This is a genomic window from Microbispora sp. NPDC049633 (assembly GCF_040675265.1).
Taxonomy (GTDB): domain Bacteria; phylum Actinomycetota; class Actinomycetes; order Streptosporangiales; family Streptosporangiaceae; genus Microbispora; species Microbispora maris.
Window position 1 is genome coordinate 1 of the sequence record NZ_JBFAOO010000075.1, and the last position, 15,119, is coordinate 15,119.

Consider the following 15,119-nt stretch of genomic DNA (forward strand, 5'->3'; position numbering starts at 1 on the left):
GTGCCGGTCCTCATGCTGACCGCGCGCGACGCCGTCGGCGACCGCGTCTCCGGCCTGGACGCCGGAGCGGACGACTACCTGGTCAAGCCGTTCGAGCTCGACGAGCTGCTCGCCCGGGTGCGGGCGCTGCTGCGGCGCGGCGGGCGGTACGCGCAGAACGAGGCCGGCGGCGACGTCCTCGCCTTCGGCGACCTGCGGATGGACACGGCGAGCTGGGAGGTCACCCGGGCCGGCCGCAGGCTCGACCTCACCCGCACCGAGCACCTGCTGCTGGAGCTGTTCCTCACCCATCCCCGGCAGGTGCTCACCCGCGAGCAGATCCTGCGCGAGGTGTGGGGCTTCGACTTCGAGCCGTCGTCCAACTCGCTCGACGTGTACGTGATGTATCTGCGGCGCAAGACCGAGGCGGCCGGGCTGCCCCGCCTCATCCACACCGTGCGCGGGGTCGGCTACGTGCTGCGGTCGTCGCCATGAGACGCCGTACGCTGCGATCCCGGCTCACGCTGCTGATCGCGGCGGCGGTCGCCCTGGCCGTCGCGGTGGCGGCGGCGGTGTGCTGGCTGCTCGTCCGCGGCGAGATGCGCGGCCAGATCGTCGACTCGATCACGGACCTGCGGCCGCCGGCGCAGCAGGTCGGGTTCGCCCTGTGGGACTGCGCGGGTCATGGGCGCAAGGAGGGCCCGCGCCCCGACTGGGACCCCTCGGGGCGCAGCTGGCAGGTCGTCATGGCGGACGGCTCGGTGTGCGTCGCGTCCGGGTCGGCCCTGGTGACGCCGACCGCGCGGGAGCGGGCGATGGCCGCCTCCGGGGGCACGCCCGTGCTGCGCGACGCGGTCACGACCGACGGGACCTCCGTGCTCGTCTACACCTTCAGGTATGAGCCGCGTCCGGGCGGCCCGCCGAAGGACGCCGCGCAGTTCGCGGAGCCGCCCCTGCCGCAGGGCCCGGTGACGGTCAGCGTATTCCGCTCCACCGCCGAGATGGACAAGACGCTGCGCATCCTCGCCCTCGTCTTCGGCTCGGTCTGCGTGCTCGGCGTGCTCGGCGCCGCCGTGGCCGGGCTCTGGCTGGCCCGTACGGCGCTGCGCCCGGTGGAGCGGCTGACCGGCGCGGTCGAGCACGTGGCCAGGACGGAGGACCTGAGCGTGACGATCCCGGTCGAGGGGGAGGACGAGATCGCCCGCCTCAGCAGGTCGTTCAACACGATGACCGCCGCCCTGTCCAGCTCGCAGGAGCGCCAGCGGCGGCTCGTGGCCGACGCCGGGCACGAGCTGCGCACCCCGCTGACCAGCCTGCGCACCAACATCGACCTGCTGCTGCGCAGCGAGAACACCGGCCGGGCCATCGAGCCCTCGGCCAAGCGGCGGCTGCTGGCGAACGTCAAGGAGCAGTTCGAGGAGATGTCGAGCCTCATCGGCGACCTGCTGGAGCTGTCGAGGAAGGCGGAGAGCGGCGAGCTGTCGTCCGGGATCGACCTGCACGAGGTGGTGGCGTCGGCGGTCGAGCGGGCCAGGCGGCGTGGTCCCGGGCTGCGCTTCGACGTCGGCCTGGAGCCGTGGCAGGTCCGGGGGGACGCCCGCGGCATGCAGCGGGCCGCGGTGAACGTGCTCGACAACGCCGTGAAGTTCAGCCCGCCCGGGGGCCTGGTGACCGTACGGCTAGAGGGCGGCGTGCTGACCGTGCGCGACGAGGGTCCCGGCATCCCCGAGGACGAACTGCCGCACGTCTTCGAGCGGTTCTGGCGCTCACCGTCGGCGCGCGGCCTGCCCGGCTCCGGCCTCGGCCTGGCGATCGTGGCGCAGGCCGTACGGGACGCCGGGGGACGGGTCGCCCTCGAGAACGCCCCCGGCGGTGGAACGCTCGCCACGGTCGAACTCCCCGGAGCCCCGCCCGAGGCCTGACGGCCCGCGTGACGGCCCGGACGAGCCGGGGATCGCGATCGGCAGGAAATCGCAGGTGAACACCACTAGGGTGACGAGTTGACGCGACGGGAACGGCGGATGACGAGATCCCGCTCGCTCCACCAGGTGCCGAGCCCGTGCGGGAGACGCGACAGGATGACCAGCCCGAAGGCGACCGTCGACGTGGTGGTGCTCACCATGAACGACCGGCCCGAGCCGTTCGAACGGGCGATGGCGTCGCTCCTGGCCCAGCGCGACGTCGACCTGCGCGTGGTCGTCGTCGGCAACGGCGTGGAGCCCGACCACGTGCCCGCCGGGGCCCGCACGGTGGCCCTGCCCGTCAACGAGGGCATCCCCGCCGGCCGGAACATCGGCGCCGACGCCCTCGCCGGGCCGGACGCCGGGGAGTTCGTGTTCTTCCTCGACAACGACGCCGTCCTGCCCGCCCCCGACACCCTCGCCCGGCTCGTCGCCGTGGCCCGCCGCCGTCCCGGGGCGGCGTACGTGCAGCCGCGGATCGCCGACCCCGACACCGGGGTCACGCTGCGCCGCTGGGTGCCGCGCCTGCGCTCCGGCACGGCCACGCGGCCGGGCACGGTCACGGTCATGGCCGAAGGGGTCGTCCTCGTCCGCCGCGCCGACTACGAAGCCGCCGGGGGCTGGCCGGGGCACTTCTTCCTCTTCCACGAGGGCGTCGACCTGAGCTGGCGGCTGTGGGACCTCGGGCGCACCGGCCACTACGCGCCGGACGTCGTGGTCCACCACCCCGCCACCGACCCCGCGCGGCACGCCCCCTACTACCGCCTCGTCGCGCGCAACAGGGTGTGGGTGGCCTATCGCCGGCTGCCGGCCCCGCTCATCCCCGTCTACCTGGCCGTCTGGACCGTGGTCAGCGTCGCCCGGATCCGCTCCCGCGCGCATCTCGCCGTCTGGTTCCGCGGGCTGCGCGAGGGACTGAAGGGCGGGCACGGGCAGCGCGGCCCCATGTCCTGGACCACCGTGGCACGGCTCACCCTCGCGGGCCGCCCTCCGATCGTCTGACCGGAGCCTCCCGGGCCGTTCTCATCCGGGGTTAATGAACGCCTCAGAGCCGTCCCATCCCCGCTCGCGAGCGTGGGCGCATGAGCATGACGATGGTTTCCGGGCCGGTGGCGGGCGCGTCCCGCAGGACCCGCCTGGTCGAGGTGGTCGTTCCCGTTCACAACGAGGAACGCGTGCTGGCCGCGAGCGTGCGGCGGCTGCACGCCTACCTGAGCGGCGACTTCCCGTACGGCTTCCGCGTGACGATCGCCGACAACGCGAGCACGGACGGCACCTGGACGGTCGCCCTGCGGCTGGCCCGGGAGCTGCCGGGAGTGCGTGCCGTCCACCTCGACCAGAAGGGCCGCGGCCGGGCGCTGCGGCGGGTGTGGGAGGCCAGCGACGCCGACGTGGTCGGCTACATGGACGTGGACCTGTCGACCGGCCTGGACGCGTTCCTCCCGCTGGTCGCGCCGCTGATGACCGGCCACAGCGACCTGGCGATCGGGACGCGCCTGTCCCCGTGGTCCACCGTGGTGCGCGGGCCGAAGCGCGAGGTCATCTCCAGGTCCTACAACCTGCTGCTGCGCTCGCTCATGGGGGCGCGCTTCTCCGACGCGCAGTGCGGGTTCAAGGCGGCCCGCACCGAGGTCGTACAGGTCCTGCTGCCCGCCGTGCGGGACGAGGCGTGGTTCTTCGACACCGAGTTGCTGCTGCTGGCCGAGCAGCACGGGCTGCGCATCCACGAGGTGCCGGTCGACTGGGTGGACGACCCCGACAGCAGGGTGGACATCGTCAGGACGGCGGTCGACGACCTGAAGGGCATGTGGCGGGTCGCCCGGGGCAGTCTCGCGGCCCCGGCCGCGCCGCCCTCCCGGACGTCGGTGCGCACGCAGATCCCGGCGTTCGCCGTGATCGGGGCGATCAGCACGCCGGCGCACCTGGCGCTGTTCTGGACGCTGCGCTCGGTGCTGCACCCCGTGGCGGCCAACGCGATCGCGTTGTTCGTCACGGCCGTCGCCAACACCGCGGCCAACCGCCGCTTCACCTTCGGCGTACGCGGCCGGGCGGGCGCCCTGAGGCATCACCTCGGCGGGCTCGTCGCCTTCGTCGCGGGTCTCGCGCTGACCAGCGGGGGTTTGGCCGCGCTGCCCGGCGGCGCGTCGCGGGCGGCCGAGCTCGCCGCCGTCATCGTGGCCAACGGCCTCGCCACCCTGCTGCGCTTCCTGCTCCTGCGATCCTGGGTCTTCGCACCCCGGAAGGACGTCCGGTGACCGTCCTCGCTCCCGCGACCCCGATCGGCCACCGGGCCCCGGCGGACCGCGTGACGCCGCTTCTGCGCTGGGGGAAGTGGGCCGTCCTCGCGCTCGCGGCGGTGCTCCACACCTGGGCGCTCGGCCGCAACGGGTACGCCAACGACTACTACGCCGCCGCGATCTACTCCGGCACGAAGAGCTGGAAGGCGTTCTTCTTCGGCGCGCTGGACGCCGGGTCGTACATCACGGTCGACAAGCCGCCCTTCGCGCTGTGGGTGATGGGGCTGTCGGCCCGGATCTTCGGCTTCGGCACCTGGAGCATGCTGCTGCCGCAGGCGGCGGCGGGGGTCGGGTCGGTCGCCCTGGTCCACTCCGCCGTACGGCGGGCGCTGCTCGGGCTCGGTGCACGCGCGGCCGGCGCGGCGGCCCTGCCGGCCGCGCTCGTCATGACGCTGACCCCGATCACCGTGGCCATCGACAGGGACAACAACCCGGACACCGTCCTGGTGCTGCTGCTGGTGGCGGCCGGATGGTTCTGCCTGGAGGCGATCCGCACCGGGCGCCTGCGCACGCTGCTGGTCACCGCCGCGCTGGTGGGCCTCGCCTTCAACACCAAGATGCTCCAGGCGTACCTCGTGCTGCCGGCGTTCGCGCTGACCTATCTCCACGCCGCGCCGGGGACGGTCGTACGCCGGTTCGGGCGCCTGGCGGCCGCCGGGGCGGTCCTCGTCGTCACCAGCGCGTGGTGGATGATCGTGGTCGACCGGTGGCCCGCGTCCTCGCGGCCGTACATCGGCGGCAGCACGGACGACACCGTCCGGGACCTGGTGATCGGGTACAACGGCCTCGGCCGGATCTTCGGCGGCGCGGGCAACGGCGGCGGCCCGGGCCGACTGCCCGCCGACGCCGCGGAAGGCGTGACGCGCGCGTTCGACGGCATTGGCGACGGCATTGGCGGCGGCATTGGCGGCGGCTTCGGTGGTGGTGGCGGGGGTGGCGGCTTCGGCGGCGCGTCCGGCGCGGGCAGGCTGTTCAACGACGTCATGGCCGGGCAGATCTCCTGGCTGCTCCCGTTCGCCGCAGTGGCCCTGGTCTGCGGCCTCGTCCTGGCCGCGAGGCCGGGCCCCGAGCCGGCGCAGGGAACGGCCGGGAACGCAGTCCGCGCGTCGCTGCTGGTGTGGGGTGGCTGGCTGGTCGTGCACTACGCCGTGTTCAGCTTCTCCAGCGGGACCTTCCACCCGTACTACTCCACCGCGATGGCCCCCGCGATCGCCGCGCTGAGCGGCATCGGCGGCGTGCTGATGTGGCGGGCGGCCCGCGTCTCGGCCGCCTGGCGGCTGGTCCTGGCCGCCGCGGTCGCCGTGACCGGGGGCTGGTCGTTCGTCGTGCTACGCCGTACGCCCGATTTCGTACCGTGGCTCGCCTGGGCGGTGGCGGGCGCGACCGCCGTCGCGGCGCTCGCCCTGGCGGTTACGGCGCGCGCCTCCACGGCACCGGAGCGCGGCGCTCCGGCAGGGCGTGAGGGCCGGACGGCCGCGCGGGTGACGGCGGCGGCGCTGGCCGCGGCGGTCACGGCCGGGCTGGCCGGTCCGGCGGCGTACGCGCTGACGCCGCTGGGCTCGGCGGTGAACGGCACCAACCCCACGGCGGGGCCGTCTCAGGGTAGGGGAGGACCGTCCGGCCGCGGTGGCTTCGGTGCCTTCGATGGCCCCGGCGGGCCGGACGGGCCCGGCGGCATGATCCCGCCCGGCGGGAACGCACAGGACGGAAACGCACAGGACGGGAACGCACAGGACGGGAACGCACAGGACGGCGACCGGCAGGGCGGACGGGGCACGGGCGGGCCCGGCGGCCGGGTGGACGCGGCGATGGCGGCGTACCTGAAGCGGAACAAGGGGAGCGCCACCTGGCTGGTGGCGGTGGACAGCGCGCAGAGCGCGTCGTCGCTCATCCTGTCCACGGGCGAGCCGGTCATCGCGATGGGCGGGTTCACCGGCTCCGACCCGGCGATGACGGTGGAGAAGCTGCAGCGGTACGTGTCCGAAGGCAGGTTGCGGTACATCCTCCTCGGCGAGGGCGCTTTCGGACCCTCGCGCGGGGCGAGCGCGGACGTCACCGAGTGGGTGAAGGCGCACGGCACACGGGTCGAGGCCGCGGAGTACGGGGGCACGGACGCCGGCACTGGTGGCGGCACTGGTGGCGGCACTGGTGGCGGCACGGACGGTGGCACGGACGGTGGCACGGTCGGCGGCGGCTCGGTGCTCTACAAGCTGGGCTGACGGCGTTCGGCCGCCTCCTCAGCGGGTACGTGATGGGCCTTTGGAGCGACGAAAGGATTCCCATGGACACGGAGGGCTTCATCGCCCTGCTGAACGAGGATCTGGAGAGCGAGTACCGCTCGATCGTGCAGTACGTGCAGCACGCGGCCACCATCAAGGGCGCGGAGTACCTGTCGATCATCGAGGAGCTCAAGGAGCACCTCGGCCAGGAACTCAACCACGCCAGCACGCTGGCCGAGCAGATCGACTTCCTCGGCGGCGTGCCGAGCGTCCGCGTCCCCGAAGTGCCGGTGGCGACCGACGGCGCGGACGCGCTCCGGCTCGATCTCGAGTTGGAGCAGGAGCAGCTTCGCCGCTACCGCGAGCGCGTGGAGCAGGCCCAGGAGCTCGGCCTGAGCGACGTGGCCGAGGCGCTGCGCCCGCTGCTGCAGCAGACGCAGGACCACGTCATGGACCTGCAGACCGCCCTCGGTAAGTGACCTGACGGGCGGGGCGAGCCGGGGTACGGCGCGTGCCCCGGCGGCGCGGCCTCGGCGCGGTGGGCCGCATGATGGGCCGGCGCAATGCACGGCGGAATGGCCGGCGGCGATGGCTCGGAGCGACAGGTCGGTGCGGTGGGTCGCGTGGTTCGTCGGCGCGATACTCGGCCGCGATGGGTCGGCGTGGTGGGTTGTCGTAATACTCGGCCGCGCTTGGTCAGCGCGCTTTGTCAGCGCGGCCGGGCGTAGTCGTCGAGGGCGCGCACGATCAGCGCTCTCGCGTCGTCGCGGAAGGCCGCGACCTCGCAGAACTCCTCGAACGCCTGGGCGTAGAAGGCGACGTCCGCGGCGTCGCGCAGCAGCAGGTCCCTGGTCCTGGTCGCCACCCCGACCAGGCAGTCGTCGTAGAGCCAGAACGAGTTCATCAGGGCGGACGGCAACTGCGCCTCGAACGGCAGCAGCCCGAACTCCACGTTGGGCAGCGTGGTCACCGCGATCAGCCGGTCGAGCTGGCCGCGCATCACGTCGGGGGGCGCGAGCCGGTAACGCAGCACCGCCTCCGGCATGACGAACCGGAACCGCCGCGCCGGGTCGTACAGGATCTCCTGGCGGCGCATGCGGACCCGGATCGCGTCGTCCACGTCGTCGGCAGGCTCGTGCACCCGCCTGACCTTGCCGAAGATGTGCCTGGCGTATTCGGTGGTCTGCAGCAGGCCGATCACCACGCCCGGCTCGAACGCCCGGAACAGCCGGGTGCGCGTCTCCAGCTCGCGGATGTCCTCCTGAAGCGCGGCGAGGCCGTTCCTGTGCCGTTGCCGCCAGGAGTCGTGCCGCTCGAGCAGGCCGGCCGCCTGCCGGATCAGGTCGTCGATCACATGCGGGTCGGCGTCCACCGCCTTCCCCCAGGCGGTCACGTCGTCCTCGGTGGCGGTCTGGCGCGCGTTCTCGATGCGCGAGACCTTCGACGGCTGCCAGCGCAGCCGCTCGGCGAGGTCCTTCCCGGACAGCCGGGCGTTCTCCCGCAACTGGCGTAGCTGGGCTCCCAGGTCCATGCGGGCCTGATGGAAACCGCTCACTTCCACCTCCGGCCGTGGTGCGGTCCAAGGTAGACCCGGCGCGCCGGATCATGCCAGACGGCGGCCCTCAATCGTGATCGGACAGGACCCGCCGGGCGATCTCGACGAGCAGTTCCCTCGGCACCTCGACCGCGGTCTCCCCGTCGAGCACGTGGCGCAGGTCGGCGCGGGCCTCACGGTCCACGACCTCCAGGCCCTGTACGACGATCGTGCCGCGGTCGGTCTCGTAGAGGGAGGGGCAGGCCCCCGCCTCGGACGTGGAGCCGAGAAAGCGCAAACGCATGTCCTTTTCTCCCGATTCGCGGCAATCGCGGGCAATCCTAGTCACGATGGGATGGGCACGCACACGGCGCGAAGACGCTCACCGAGCGCCTTGGCCTGGGCATCGAGAAGCGGGCTGGCGGCCACGCCTCTGCCCAGCAGCCCGTGGACGACGAAGTTCAGCGCGTGCAGGTTCGGCAGCGCGAACCGGTCGATCGGCAGGCCGCCGACCTCCGGCAGCAGTTCCCTGAGCCGGTCCACGGTCAGGAACGCCGCGAGCCACGGGTATCGGGCGGGGTCGCGCACCCAGACGCCGAGGTTGGCGTCGCCGCCCTTGTCGCCCGAGCGGGCGCCGGCGACCAGGCCGAGCGGCCTGACCACCCCGGCCGACAGATCCCCGGCGTACGGCGGCACGACGGCGTCGCCGGGCGGTCCTCCCGCCTGCTCGCCCAGCACCGGACCGGGCGGAGCGTACGGCACCTCGACGCGGAGCCCGTCCACGGTCACCACGGGGAGCACGGCCCGAGCCTCGATCGACGAGGGCCAGTAGACGCCGTAGGGAGAGGCGTCGCCGGGCGGCGTCAGGCCGTAGAAGCCGGGGTAGCTCGCCAGGCCGGTCTCCACCACCGCGGAGGAGAACGCCCGCCCGGCCGTGCGCGGATCGGGGTCCATGACCGTGATCCGCAGCAGCGCCGTCCCGGCCGTGCCCACGCCGCCTGTGCCGGCGCCGCCCGCTTCGGGGCCGCTCGGGGTGCCGGGGCCGTCACCCGCGCCGAGGGGGGTCAGTTCCACGTGGACCTGTTCGAACGACTCGCGCGGGACGCGGGCCCAGATCGCCTCCTGCGCAATCCGGGCCTTGGCGGCGAGGTCGAGGCCGGTGAGCACGAGCGTCATCGTGTTGCGGTGGCCGCCCAGGTAGGTGACGGCGATCTTCAGGGTGTCCGGCGGGGGTTCGCCGCGCACGCCCGTGATCCTGACCCGGTCGGGCCCCTCCTGCTCCAGCCGGATGGTGTCGAACCGGGCGGTCACGTCCGGCCCTAGATAGCGCGGCGAGGCGATCTCGTAGAGCAGCTGCGCGGTCACGGTCCCGATCGAGACCAGCCCGCCGGTGCCCGGGTGCTTCGTGATCACGCTCGACCCGTCGGCGTACAACTCCGCGATGGGGAAACCGCAGCGGGCGAGGTCGGGCACCTCCTCGAAGAAGGCGTAGTTGCCGCCGGTCGCCTGACAGCCGCACTCGATCACGTGCCCGGCGACGACGGAACCGGCCAGCGGGTCGAGGTCGCCGGGGTCCCAGCCGAACCACCACATGCCGGGCCCGGTGACCAGGGCTGCGTCGGTGACCCGCCCGGTGACGACGACGTCCGCGCCGTGCTCCAGCGCCACCGCGATCGGCCGGCCGCCCAGATAGGCGTTGGCGGTCAGCGGAGTGGCCCGCAGGGTCTCGCCGGTGTCCGCGTGGACCGGCGGCGCGGCGAGCGGCATGAGGTCGTCGCCGGTGACGTGGGCGACGGCCGCGCGCAGCCCGAGCCGGTCGGCCAGGGCCGACACCGCCTCCGCGCAGCCGGCGGGGTCGAGGCCGCCCGCGTTGGCGACGACCCTGATCCCCCGGTCGAGACAGGTGCCGAGAACCTGCTCCATCTGCGTGAGGAAGGTGCGGGCGTAGCCGGGGCGGCCCTTCAGCCGGTTGCCGGCGAGGATCGACATGGTGAGCTCGGCCAGCCAGTCGCCGGTGAGCACGTCGATCGGCCCGCCCTCGACCATCTCCCGGGCGGCCGACAGCCGGTCGCCGTAGAAACCGCCGCAGTTCGCGACCCGCATCGGTCCCGGCCGCCCGGCCTCCGCCGTCATCGCCCGGCGTCTCCGGCCGTGACCTCCGACGGAACCCAGGCCGCGGGCCGTTTCTCCGCGAACGCCCGGATGCCCTCCTGCCCCTCCGCGGAGGTGAAGCGCTCCGCCGACAGTGCGGCCATCGCGCGGAACCCCTCCTCGACCGGCAGCAGCGGCACCTCCCGCACGAGCCGCTTGGTTATCGCCAGTGCCTCGGGGCCGCCGCGCAGCAGCATGCCGGTGTAGTGCGCGACGGTCGCGTCCAGGTCCTCCTCCGGGACGGCCCGTGTCAGCAGGCCGATCTCCACGGCGCGCGCGGCCCCGAAGACCTCGCCGGTGAGGAGGTATTCGGCCGCGGCCCGGGGGTCCAGACGGCGCAGGCAGGTGACCGCGATCATGGCGGGGACCACCCCGAGCCGCACCTCGGTGAAGGCGAACGACGCGGTCGCCGGGGCGATGGCGAAGTCACATGCCGCCACCAGGCCGAGGCCGCCCGCCCGGGCCGTGCCGTTCAGGCGGCACACGACCGGCTTCGGGCTCTCCCAGATCCGCAGCATGATGTCGGGGAACGACGCGGTGACCGGCGCCCCTCCGCCGCGCTGCTCCTTCAGGTCGGCGCCGGCGCAGAACACCGGTCCTGCGCCCGTCAGCACGATCACCCGCACGGCGGGGTCGGCCAGCGCCCAGGACAGGGCGTCGTCGAGTTGCCGCAGCAGGCGGGACGACAGGGCGTTGCGGTTGTGCGGCGAGTCGAGCGTGATCGTGGCCACGCCGCCCGCCTGCTCCCGGCGTACCAGGACCTCCTGCGGTTCGCTCATGGCTGCGCCGCCTCCCTGCCCGGATTCGCACCGGTGTCCGTGCCCCGCGCGCCCGTCTCCATGCTCCCGGGAGGGGCCGCCTCCGGGGCCGCCGCAGGCATCGCCTCCGAGGCCGCCGCAGAGCCGGCCTCCGGGGGCGACGGAAGGTCAGTCTCCGGGCTCGACGGAAGGCCCGTTTCCGGGCTCGACGGAAGGCCCGCTTCCGGGGTGGGGGGGAGGCCCGGTTCCGGGGGCGGCGGGAGGTCGGCTGCAGGGCCTGCGGGGGAGCCGGTCTCCGCGCCGCCGCCCGCGCCCGGGCCCTGGTCGTCCGCCGCACCGGTCGCCGTGCCGGTCGCCGTGCCGATCGTGTCGTGCTCAGGGCGGTTCTCAGTGCCGTTGTCCGGGCCGTTGTCCGGGCCGATGTCCGGGCCGCGCCGCGCGCCCGGCTCTTCCAGGTGCGGGCCGCCGCCGGGTTCCCCCGGGGCCGACGGCTCGATCACGGCGAGCGGCACGCCCGCCTCGATCTGCGCGCCCGGCGTCACGTGCAGGGCCGTCACCGTGCCCGAGGCGGGGGACACGACCAGATGCTCCATCTTCATCGCCTCCAGCACGACCACCGGCTGCCCGGCCTCGACCACGTCGCCGGGCTTGACCTCGACACGCAGGACCGTACCCGGCATCGGGGCGGGCAGTGCCCCCGGCGTGACATGCGCGGCCGGTTCGGGCAGCCGCTCGACCGGGGCGAGCCGGACCGGCCCCAGCGCCGAATCGACATGCACCACATCCGGGTAGGCGGCCACCTCGAAGGTGTGCCGCAGGCCCGCCGTCTCCAGCACCACCCGTCCCGGGTCCGCCGCCACCAGCGTGACGTCCTCGAAGCCCTCGGCCCGCAGCCCGTCCCTGGTCAGCCGGTAGGCGATCTCCAGGCGTCCGCCGTCCTCGGTGCCGAACGCGGTGCGTTGCGGCTGGGAGGGGACGTTGCGCCAGCCGCTCGGCAGCCCGCCCAGCACCCCGTCACGCCGGGCGGCCGCGCGGCCCGCCTCCGCCCCGGCGAGCGCCGCCGCGAGCGCGGACAGCCTTACGGCCTCGGGACCGGCGAGCGACGCCGGGACGGGGTGCCGCTCGAGAAAACCGGTGTCGAGCGCCCCGGACAGGAAGTCCGGGTGCCGCAGCACTCCCACGAGCAGGTCGCGGTTGGTCGCCGGCCCGTGGATCCGCGCGCGGGCGAGCGTGTTCGCCAGCCGCCGGGCCGCCTCCGCCCGGTCCCGGCCGTACGAGACGACCTTGGCCAGCATCGGGTCGTAGTGGACGCCCACCTCGGTGCCGGAGACCACCCCGGAGTCGAGCCGCAGCCGCGCCCCGAGACCGAACTCGCCGTCCACGCCGGGGATCTCGAAGCGGTGCAGCACGCCGCTCCGCGGGCGGCCCTCGGAGTCCTCCGCGTACAGCCGGGCCTCGATGGCGTGCCCGACCGGGCTCGGCGGCAGCGCGGCGAGGTGGGCGCCCTCGGCCACCTCGATCTGCAGCCGGACCAGGTCGACTCCGTAGACGCATTCGGTGACCGGGTGCTCCACCTGAAGGCGGGTGTTCATTTCCAGGAAGAAGAACCCCTCGTCCGACAGCAGGAACTCGACCGTGCCCGCGCCCCGGTAGCCGATCGCGCGGGCGGCCCGGATCGCCGCCTCGCTCAGTTCGCGCCGCAGCTCGGGACCGACCGCGGGGGAGGGGGCCTCCTCGATCACCTTCTGATGGCGGCGCTGGATCGAGCACTCGCGCTCGCCGAGCGCCCAGACCGTGCCGTGGGCGTCGGCGAGGATCTGCACCTCGATGTGGCGGGCGCCTTCCACCAGGGGCTCGGCGAACAGCGTCCCGTCGCCGAACGCCGACAGCGCCTCCCGCCGGGCAGACTCGACGGCCCCGGCCAGGTCGGCCGGGTCACGCACCACCCGCATGCCGCGCCCGCCGCCGCCCGCCGACGCCTTGACCAGCACGGGAGCCGCTATCTCCACCGGGCCGTCCGGGGACAGCGGGATGGTCGGCAGGACCGGCACGCCGGCCTCCGCCATCAGCGCCTTGGCCTCGATCTTCTTGCCCATCGCGGCGACGGCCTCGGGGGAGGGGCCGATCCAGGTCAGCCCGGCGTCCAGCACGGCACGGGCGAAGCCGGCGTTCTCCGACAGGAAGCCGTACCCGGGGTGGACCGCGTCGGCTCCCGCCCTGCGGGCCGCCTCGACGACGCGCTCCGGGTCGAGGTACGCCGACGGGCCGCCCAGCCGTACGGCCCGGTCCGCCTCGGCGACGTGCGGGGCGGACGCGTCGGCGTCGGTGAAGACGGCGACGGTCTCGATGCCCAGTTCCCGGCAGGTGCGGAAGACCCGCCGGGCGATCTCCCCGCGGTTCGCGACCAGCAGCCGCCCGATCATGACCCTTCACCCCCGCCGATCCGCATGAGCCCGGTGCCGGTGAGAACGGTGTCGATGCGCATGCCGTTCACATCCGGAAGACGCCGTAGCCGGCCCGGCCTGCGTCGGGCGCCCCCGCGACCGCCGACAGGCACAACCCGAGCACCGTACGGGTGTCGCGGGGGTCGATGACCCCGTCGTCGTACAGCCGCCCGGACAGGAAGAACGCCGCCGACTCCGACTCGATCTGCGCCTCGACCGCCGCGCGCATCGCCGCGTCGGCCTCCTCGTCGTAGGCCTGCCCCCGCGCCTGCGCGGCGGCCCGTCCCACGATCGACATCACACCCGCGAGCTGGGCCGGCCCCATGACGGCCGATTTCGCGCTCGGCCAGCTGAACAGGAAGCGGGGGTCGTAGGCCCGCCCGCACATGCCGTAGTTGCCCGCCCCGTAGGAGGCCCCCATGACGATCGTGATGTGCGGCACGGTCGAGTTGGCCACCGCGTTGATCATCAGTGCGCCGTGCTTGATGATGCCGCTCTGCTCGTACTCCCTGCCGACCATGTACCCCGTGGTGTTCTGCAGGAAGACGAGCGGCGTACGCGACTGGTTCGCGAGCTGGATGAACTGGGCGGCCTTCTGGGACTCCTCCCCGAAGAGCACACCCCGGGCGTTGGCGAGGACCCCGACCGGATGGCCGTGGACGCTCGCCCATCCGGTGACCAGGCTCGGCCCGTAGAGCGGCTTGAACTCGTCGAAGTCGCTGCCGTCCACCACCCGGGCCAGGACCTCGCGCGGGTCGAAGGGGACCTTCAGGTCCTCCGGCACGATGCCCAGCAGCTCGTCCTCGTCGTACAGCGGGGCCGCGTAGCCGGCCGCCGGAACGTTCCCCGCCTTGCGCCAGTTGAGCCGCCGCACGATGCGGCGGCCGATCCGCAGCGCGTCGTACTCGTCGGCGGCGAGGTGATCGGCCAGTCCGGAGGCCCGCGCGTGCATCTCCGCCCCGCCCAGCGACTCGTCGTCGGACTCCTCGCCGGTCGCCATCCTCACCAGGGGCGGGCCGCCGAGGAACACCTTGGCGCGCTCCCGCACCATCACGACGTGGTCGCTCAGGCCCGGCACGTACGCGCCGCCCGCGGTGGCGTTGCCGAAGACCAGCGCGATCGTCGGGACGCCGGCGGCCGACAGCCGGGTCAGGTCGCGGAACACCTGGCCGCCGGGGATGAAGATGTCCTTCTGCGAGGGCAGGTCGGCGCCGCCCGACTCCACCAGGTTCACGTACGGCATGCGGTTGCGCAGCGCGATCTCGGCGGCGCGCAGCGTCTTGCGCAGCGTCCAGGGGTTGGACGCGCCGCCGCGGACGGTCGGGTCGCTGGCCGTGACGACGCACTCGACGCCCTCGACGACCCCGATGCCGGTCACGACGCTCGCGCCGACGGGATATTCGGTGCCCCAGGCCGCCAGCGGGGACAGCTCCAGGAACGGCGAGTCGGGGTCGACGAGCAGTTCGATCCGCTCGCGGGGCAGCAGCTTGCCGCGCTCCCGGTGCCGCTCGACGTACTTCGGCCCGCCTCCGGCGACGGCCTTGGCGTGCTCGGCCTCGAGCTCGGCGAGCTTCGCCAGCATGGCCTCGCGCCGCGCGCCGTACTCGCCGCTGGAGGCGTCCAGCCGGCTCACGAGCACCGTCATGCCATCACCGAACCCAGTTCTGTCACGTGATGATCCTCCTGATGAGCCGCCGCCGCGTCAACGAGCCGGGCCCGGCCTTCGCCGTCCCGGCCGCTCGTGATTCGGCCGTTCGTCGATCAACCGCCGTCGTC

General features: G+C 73.8%; 11 protein-coding genes and 1 pseudogene. 6 read left to right on the plus strand and 6 right to left on the minus strand.

Annotated elements, in window-relative coordinates; all coding sequences use genetic code 11:
• The 6 genes from AB0J39_RS20370 to AB0J39_RS20395 form a co-directional block, all read left to right on the plus strand.
• A partial coding sequence (locus AB0J39_RS20370) for a response regulator transcription factor (RefSeq protein ID WP_363466874.1) occupies positions 1 to 474 on the plus strand: 474 nt, incomplete at its 5' end.
• Positions 471 to 1,901 (plus strand): HAMP domain-containing sensor histidine kinase, encoded by a 1,431-nt coding sequence (locus tag AB0J39_RS20375; RefSeq protein ID WP_363466877.1) that lies wholly within the window; start codon positions 471 to 473, stop codon positions 1,899 to 1,901. The genes AB0J39_RS20370 and AB0J39_RS20375, both read left to right, overlap by 4 nt.
• 156 nt (positions 1,902 to 2,057) lie before the next feature.
• The gene (locus AB0J39_RS20380) at positions 2,058 to 2,942 is read left to right on the plus strand and encodes a glycosyltransferase (RefSeq protein WP_363466879.1); all 885 of its coding nucleotides are present in this window, start codon (positions 2,058 to 2,060) and stop codon (positions 2,940 to 2,942) included.
• A gap of 80 nt (positions 2,943 to 3,022) precedes the next feature.
• On the plus strand, positions 3,023 to 4,195 hold the full coding sequence (locus AB0J39_RS20385; RefSeq protein WP_363466882.1) for a bifunctional glycosyltransferase family 2/GtrA family protein: 1,173 nt from the start codon (positions 3,023 to 3,025) through the stop codon (positions 4,193 to 4,195).
• Positions 4,192 to 6,456: a glycosyltransferase family 39 protein gene (locus AB0J39_RS20390; protein WP_363466884.1), complete on the plus strand. Its 2,265-nt coding sequence runs from the start codon at positions 4,192 to 4,194 to the stop codon at positions 6,454 to 6,456. Before AB0J39_RS20385 ends, AB0J39_RS20390 begins: the two co-directional genes overlap by 4 nt.
• A gap of 62 nt (positions 6,457 to 6,518) precedes the next feature.
• Positions 6,519 to 6,935, plus strand: a complete 417-nt coding sequence (locus tag AB0J39_RS20395; protein WP_346224084.1) for a ferritin-like domain-containing protein — start codon at positions 6,519 to 6,521, stop codon at positions 6,933 to 6,935.
• Between the two features lie 230 nt (positions 6,936 to 7,165).
• Here the strand turns inward: AB0J39_RS20395 and AB0J39_RS20400 are convergent, their stop codons facing one another.
• From AB0J39_RS20400 to AB0J39_RS20425, 6 genes and pseudogenes are all read right to left on the minus strand, one after another.
• Complete coding sequence (locus AB0J39_RS20400; RefSeq protein WP_363466887.1) at positions 7,166 to 8,011, minus strand: helix-turn-helix transcriptional regulator; 846 nt, start codon at positions 8,009 to 8,011, stop codon at positions 7,166 to 7,168.
• 67 nt (positions 8,012 to 8,078) lie between these two features.
• The gene (locus AB0J39_RS20405; protein WP_182905752.1) at positions 8,079 to 8,294 is read right to left on the minus strand and encodes a hypothetical protein; all 216 of its coding nucleotides are present in this window, start codon (positions 8,292 to 8,294) and stop codon (positions 8,079 to 8,081) included.
• Between the two features lie 41 nt (positions 8,295 to 8,335).
• Positions 8,336 to 10,123 (minus strand): acyclic terpene utilization AtuA family protein, encoded by a 1,788-nt coding sequence (locus AB0J39_RS20410; protein WP_363466890.1) that lies wholly within the window; start codon positions 10,121 to 10,123, stop codon positions 8,336 to 8,338.
• Entirely contained in the window at positions 10,120 to 10,920 is an 801-nt protein-coding gene (locus tag AB0J39_RS20415; protein WP_363466892.1) for an enoyl-CoA hydratase-related protein, read from the minus strand. Before AB0J39_RS20415 ends, AB0J39_RS20410 begins: the two co-directional genes overlap by 4 nt.
• A 470-nt stretch (positions 10,921 to 11,390) precedes the next feature.
• Positions 11,391 to 13,322 (minus strand): annotated as a pseudogene (locus tag AB0J39_RS20420) (biotin carboxylase N-terminal domain-containing protein); the annotation flags it as partial.
• 67 nt (positions 13,323 to 13,389) lie between these two features.
• Positions 13,390 to 14,988 carry a carboxyl transferase domain-containing protein gene (locus AB0J39_RS20425; RefSeq protein WP_363466895.1) on the minus strand — a complete coding sequence of 533 codons (1,599 nt, stop codon included), beginning with the start codon at positions 14,986 to 14,988 and terminating at the stop codon, positions 13,390 to 13,392.
• Positions 14,989 to 15,119 lie beyond the last annotated feature (131 nt).

What these genes read in the sequence shown, in the direction of transcription:
- AB0J39_RS20380 (WP_363466879.1), top strand. Translation starts at nt 2,058, where the DNA reads ATGACCAGCCCGAAGGCGACCGTCGACGTGGTGGTGCTCACCATGAAC.
- AB0J39_RS20385 (WP_363466882.1), top strand. Translation starts at nt 3,023, where the DNA reads ATGAGCATGACGATGGTTTCCGGGCCGGTGGCGGGCGCGTCCCGCAGG.
- AB0J39_RS20410 (WP_363466890.1), bottom strand. Translation starts at nt 10,123, where the DNA reads ATGACGGCGGAGGCCGGGCGGCCGGGACCGATGCGGGTCGCGAACTGC.
- AB0J39_RS20415 (WP_363466892.1), bottom strand. Translation starts at nt 10,920, where the DNA reads ATGAGCGAACCGCAGGAGGTCCTGGTACGCCGGGAGCAGGCGGGCGGC.
- AB0J39_RS20405 (WP_182905752.1), bottom strand. Translation starts at nt 8,294, where the DNA reads ATGCGTTTGCGCTTTCTCGGCTCCACGTCCGAGGCGGGGGCCTGCCCC.
- AB0J39_RS20375 (WP_363466877.1), top strand. Translation starts at nt 471, where the DNA reads ATGAGACGCCGTACGCTGCGATCCCGGCTCACGCTGCTGATCGCGGCG.
- AB0J39_RS20425 (WP_363466895.1), bottom strand. Translation starts at nt 14,988, where the DNA reads ATGACGGTGCTCGTGAGCCGGCTGGACGCCTCCAGCGGCGAGTACGGC.
- AB0J39_RS20395 (WP_346224084.1), top strand. Translation starts at nt 6,519, where the DNA reads ATGGACACGGAGGGCTTCATCGCCCTGCTGAACGAGGATCTGGAGAGC.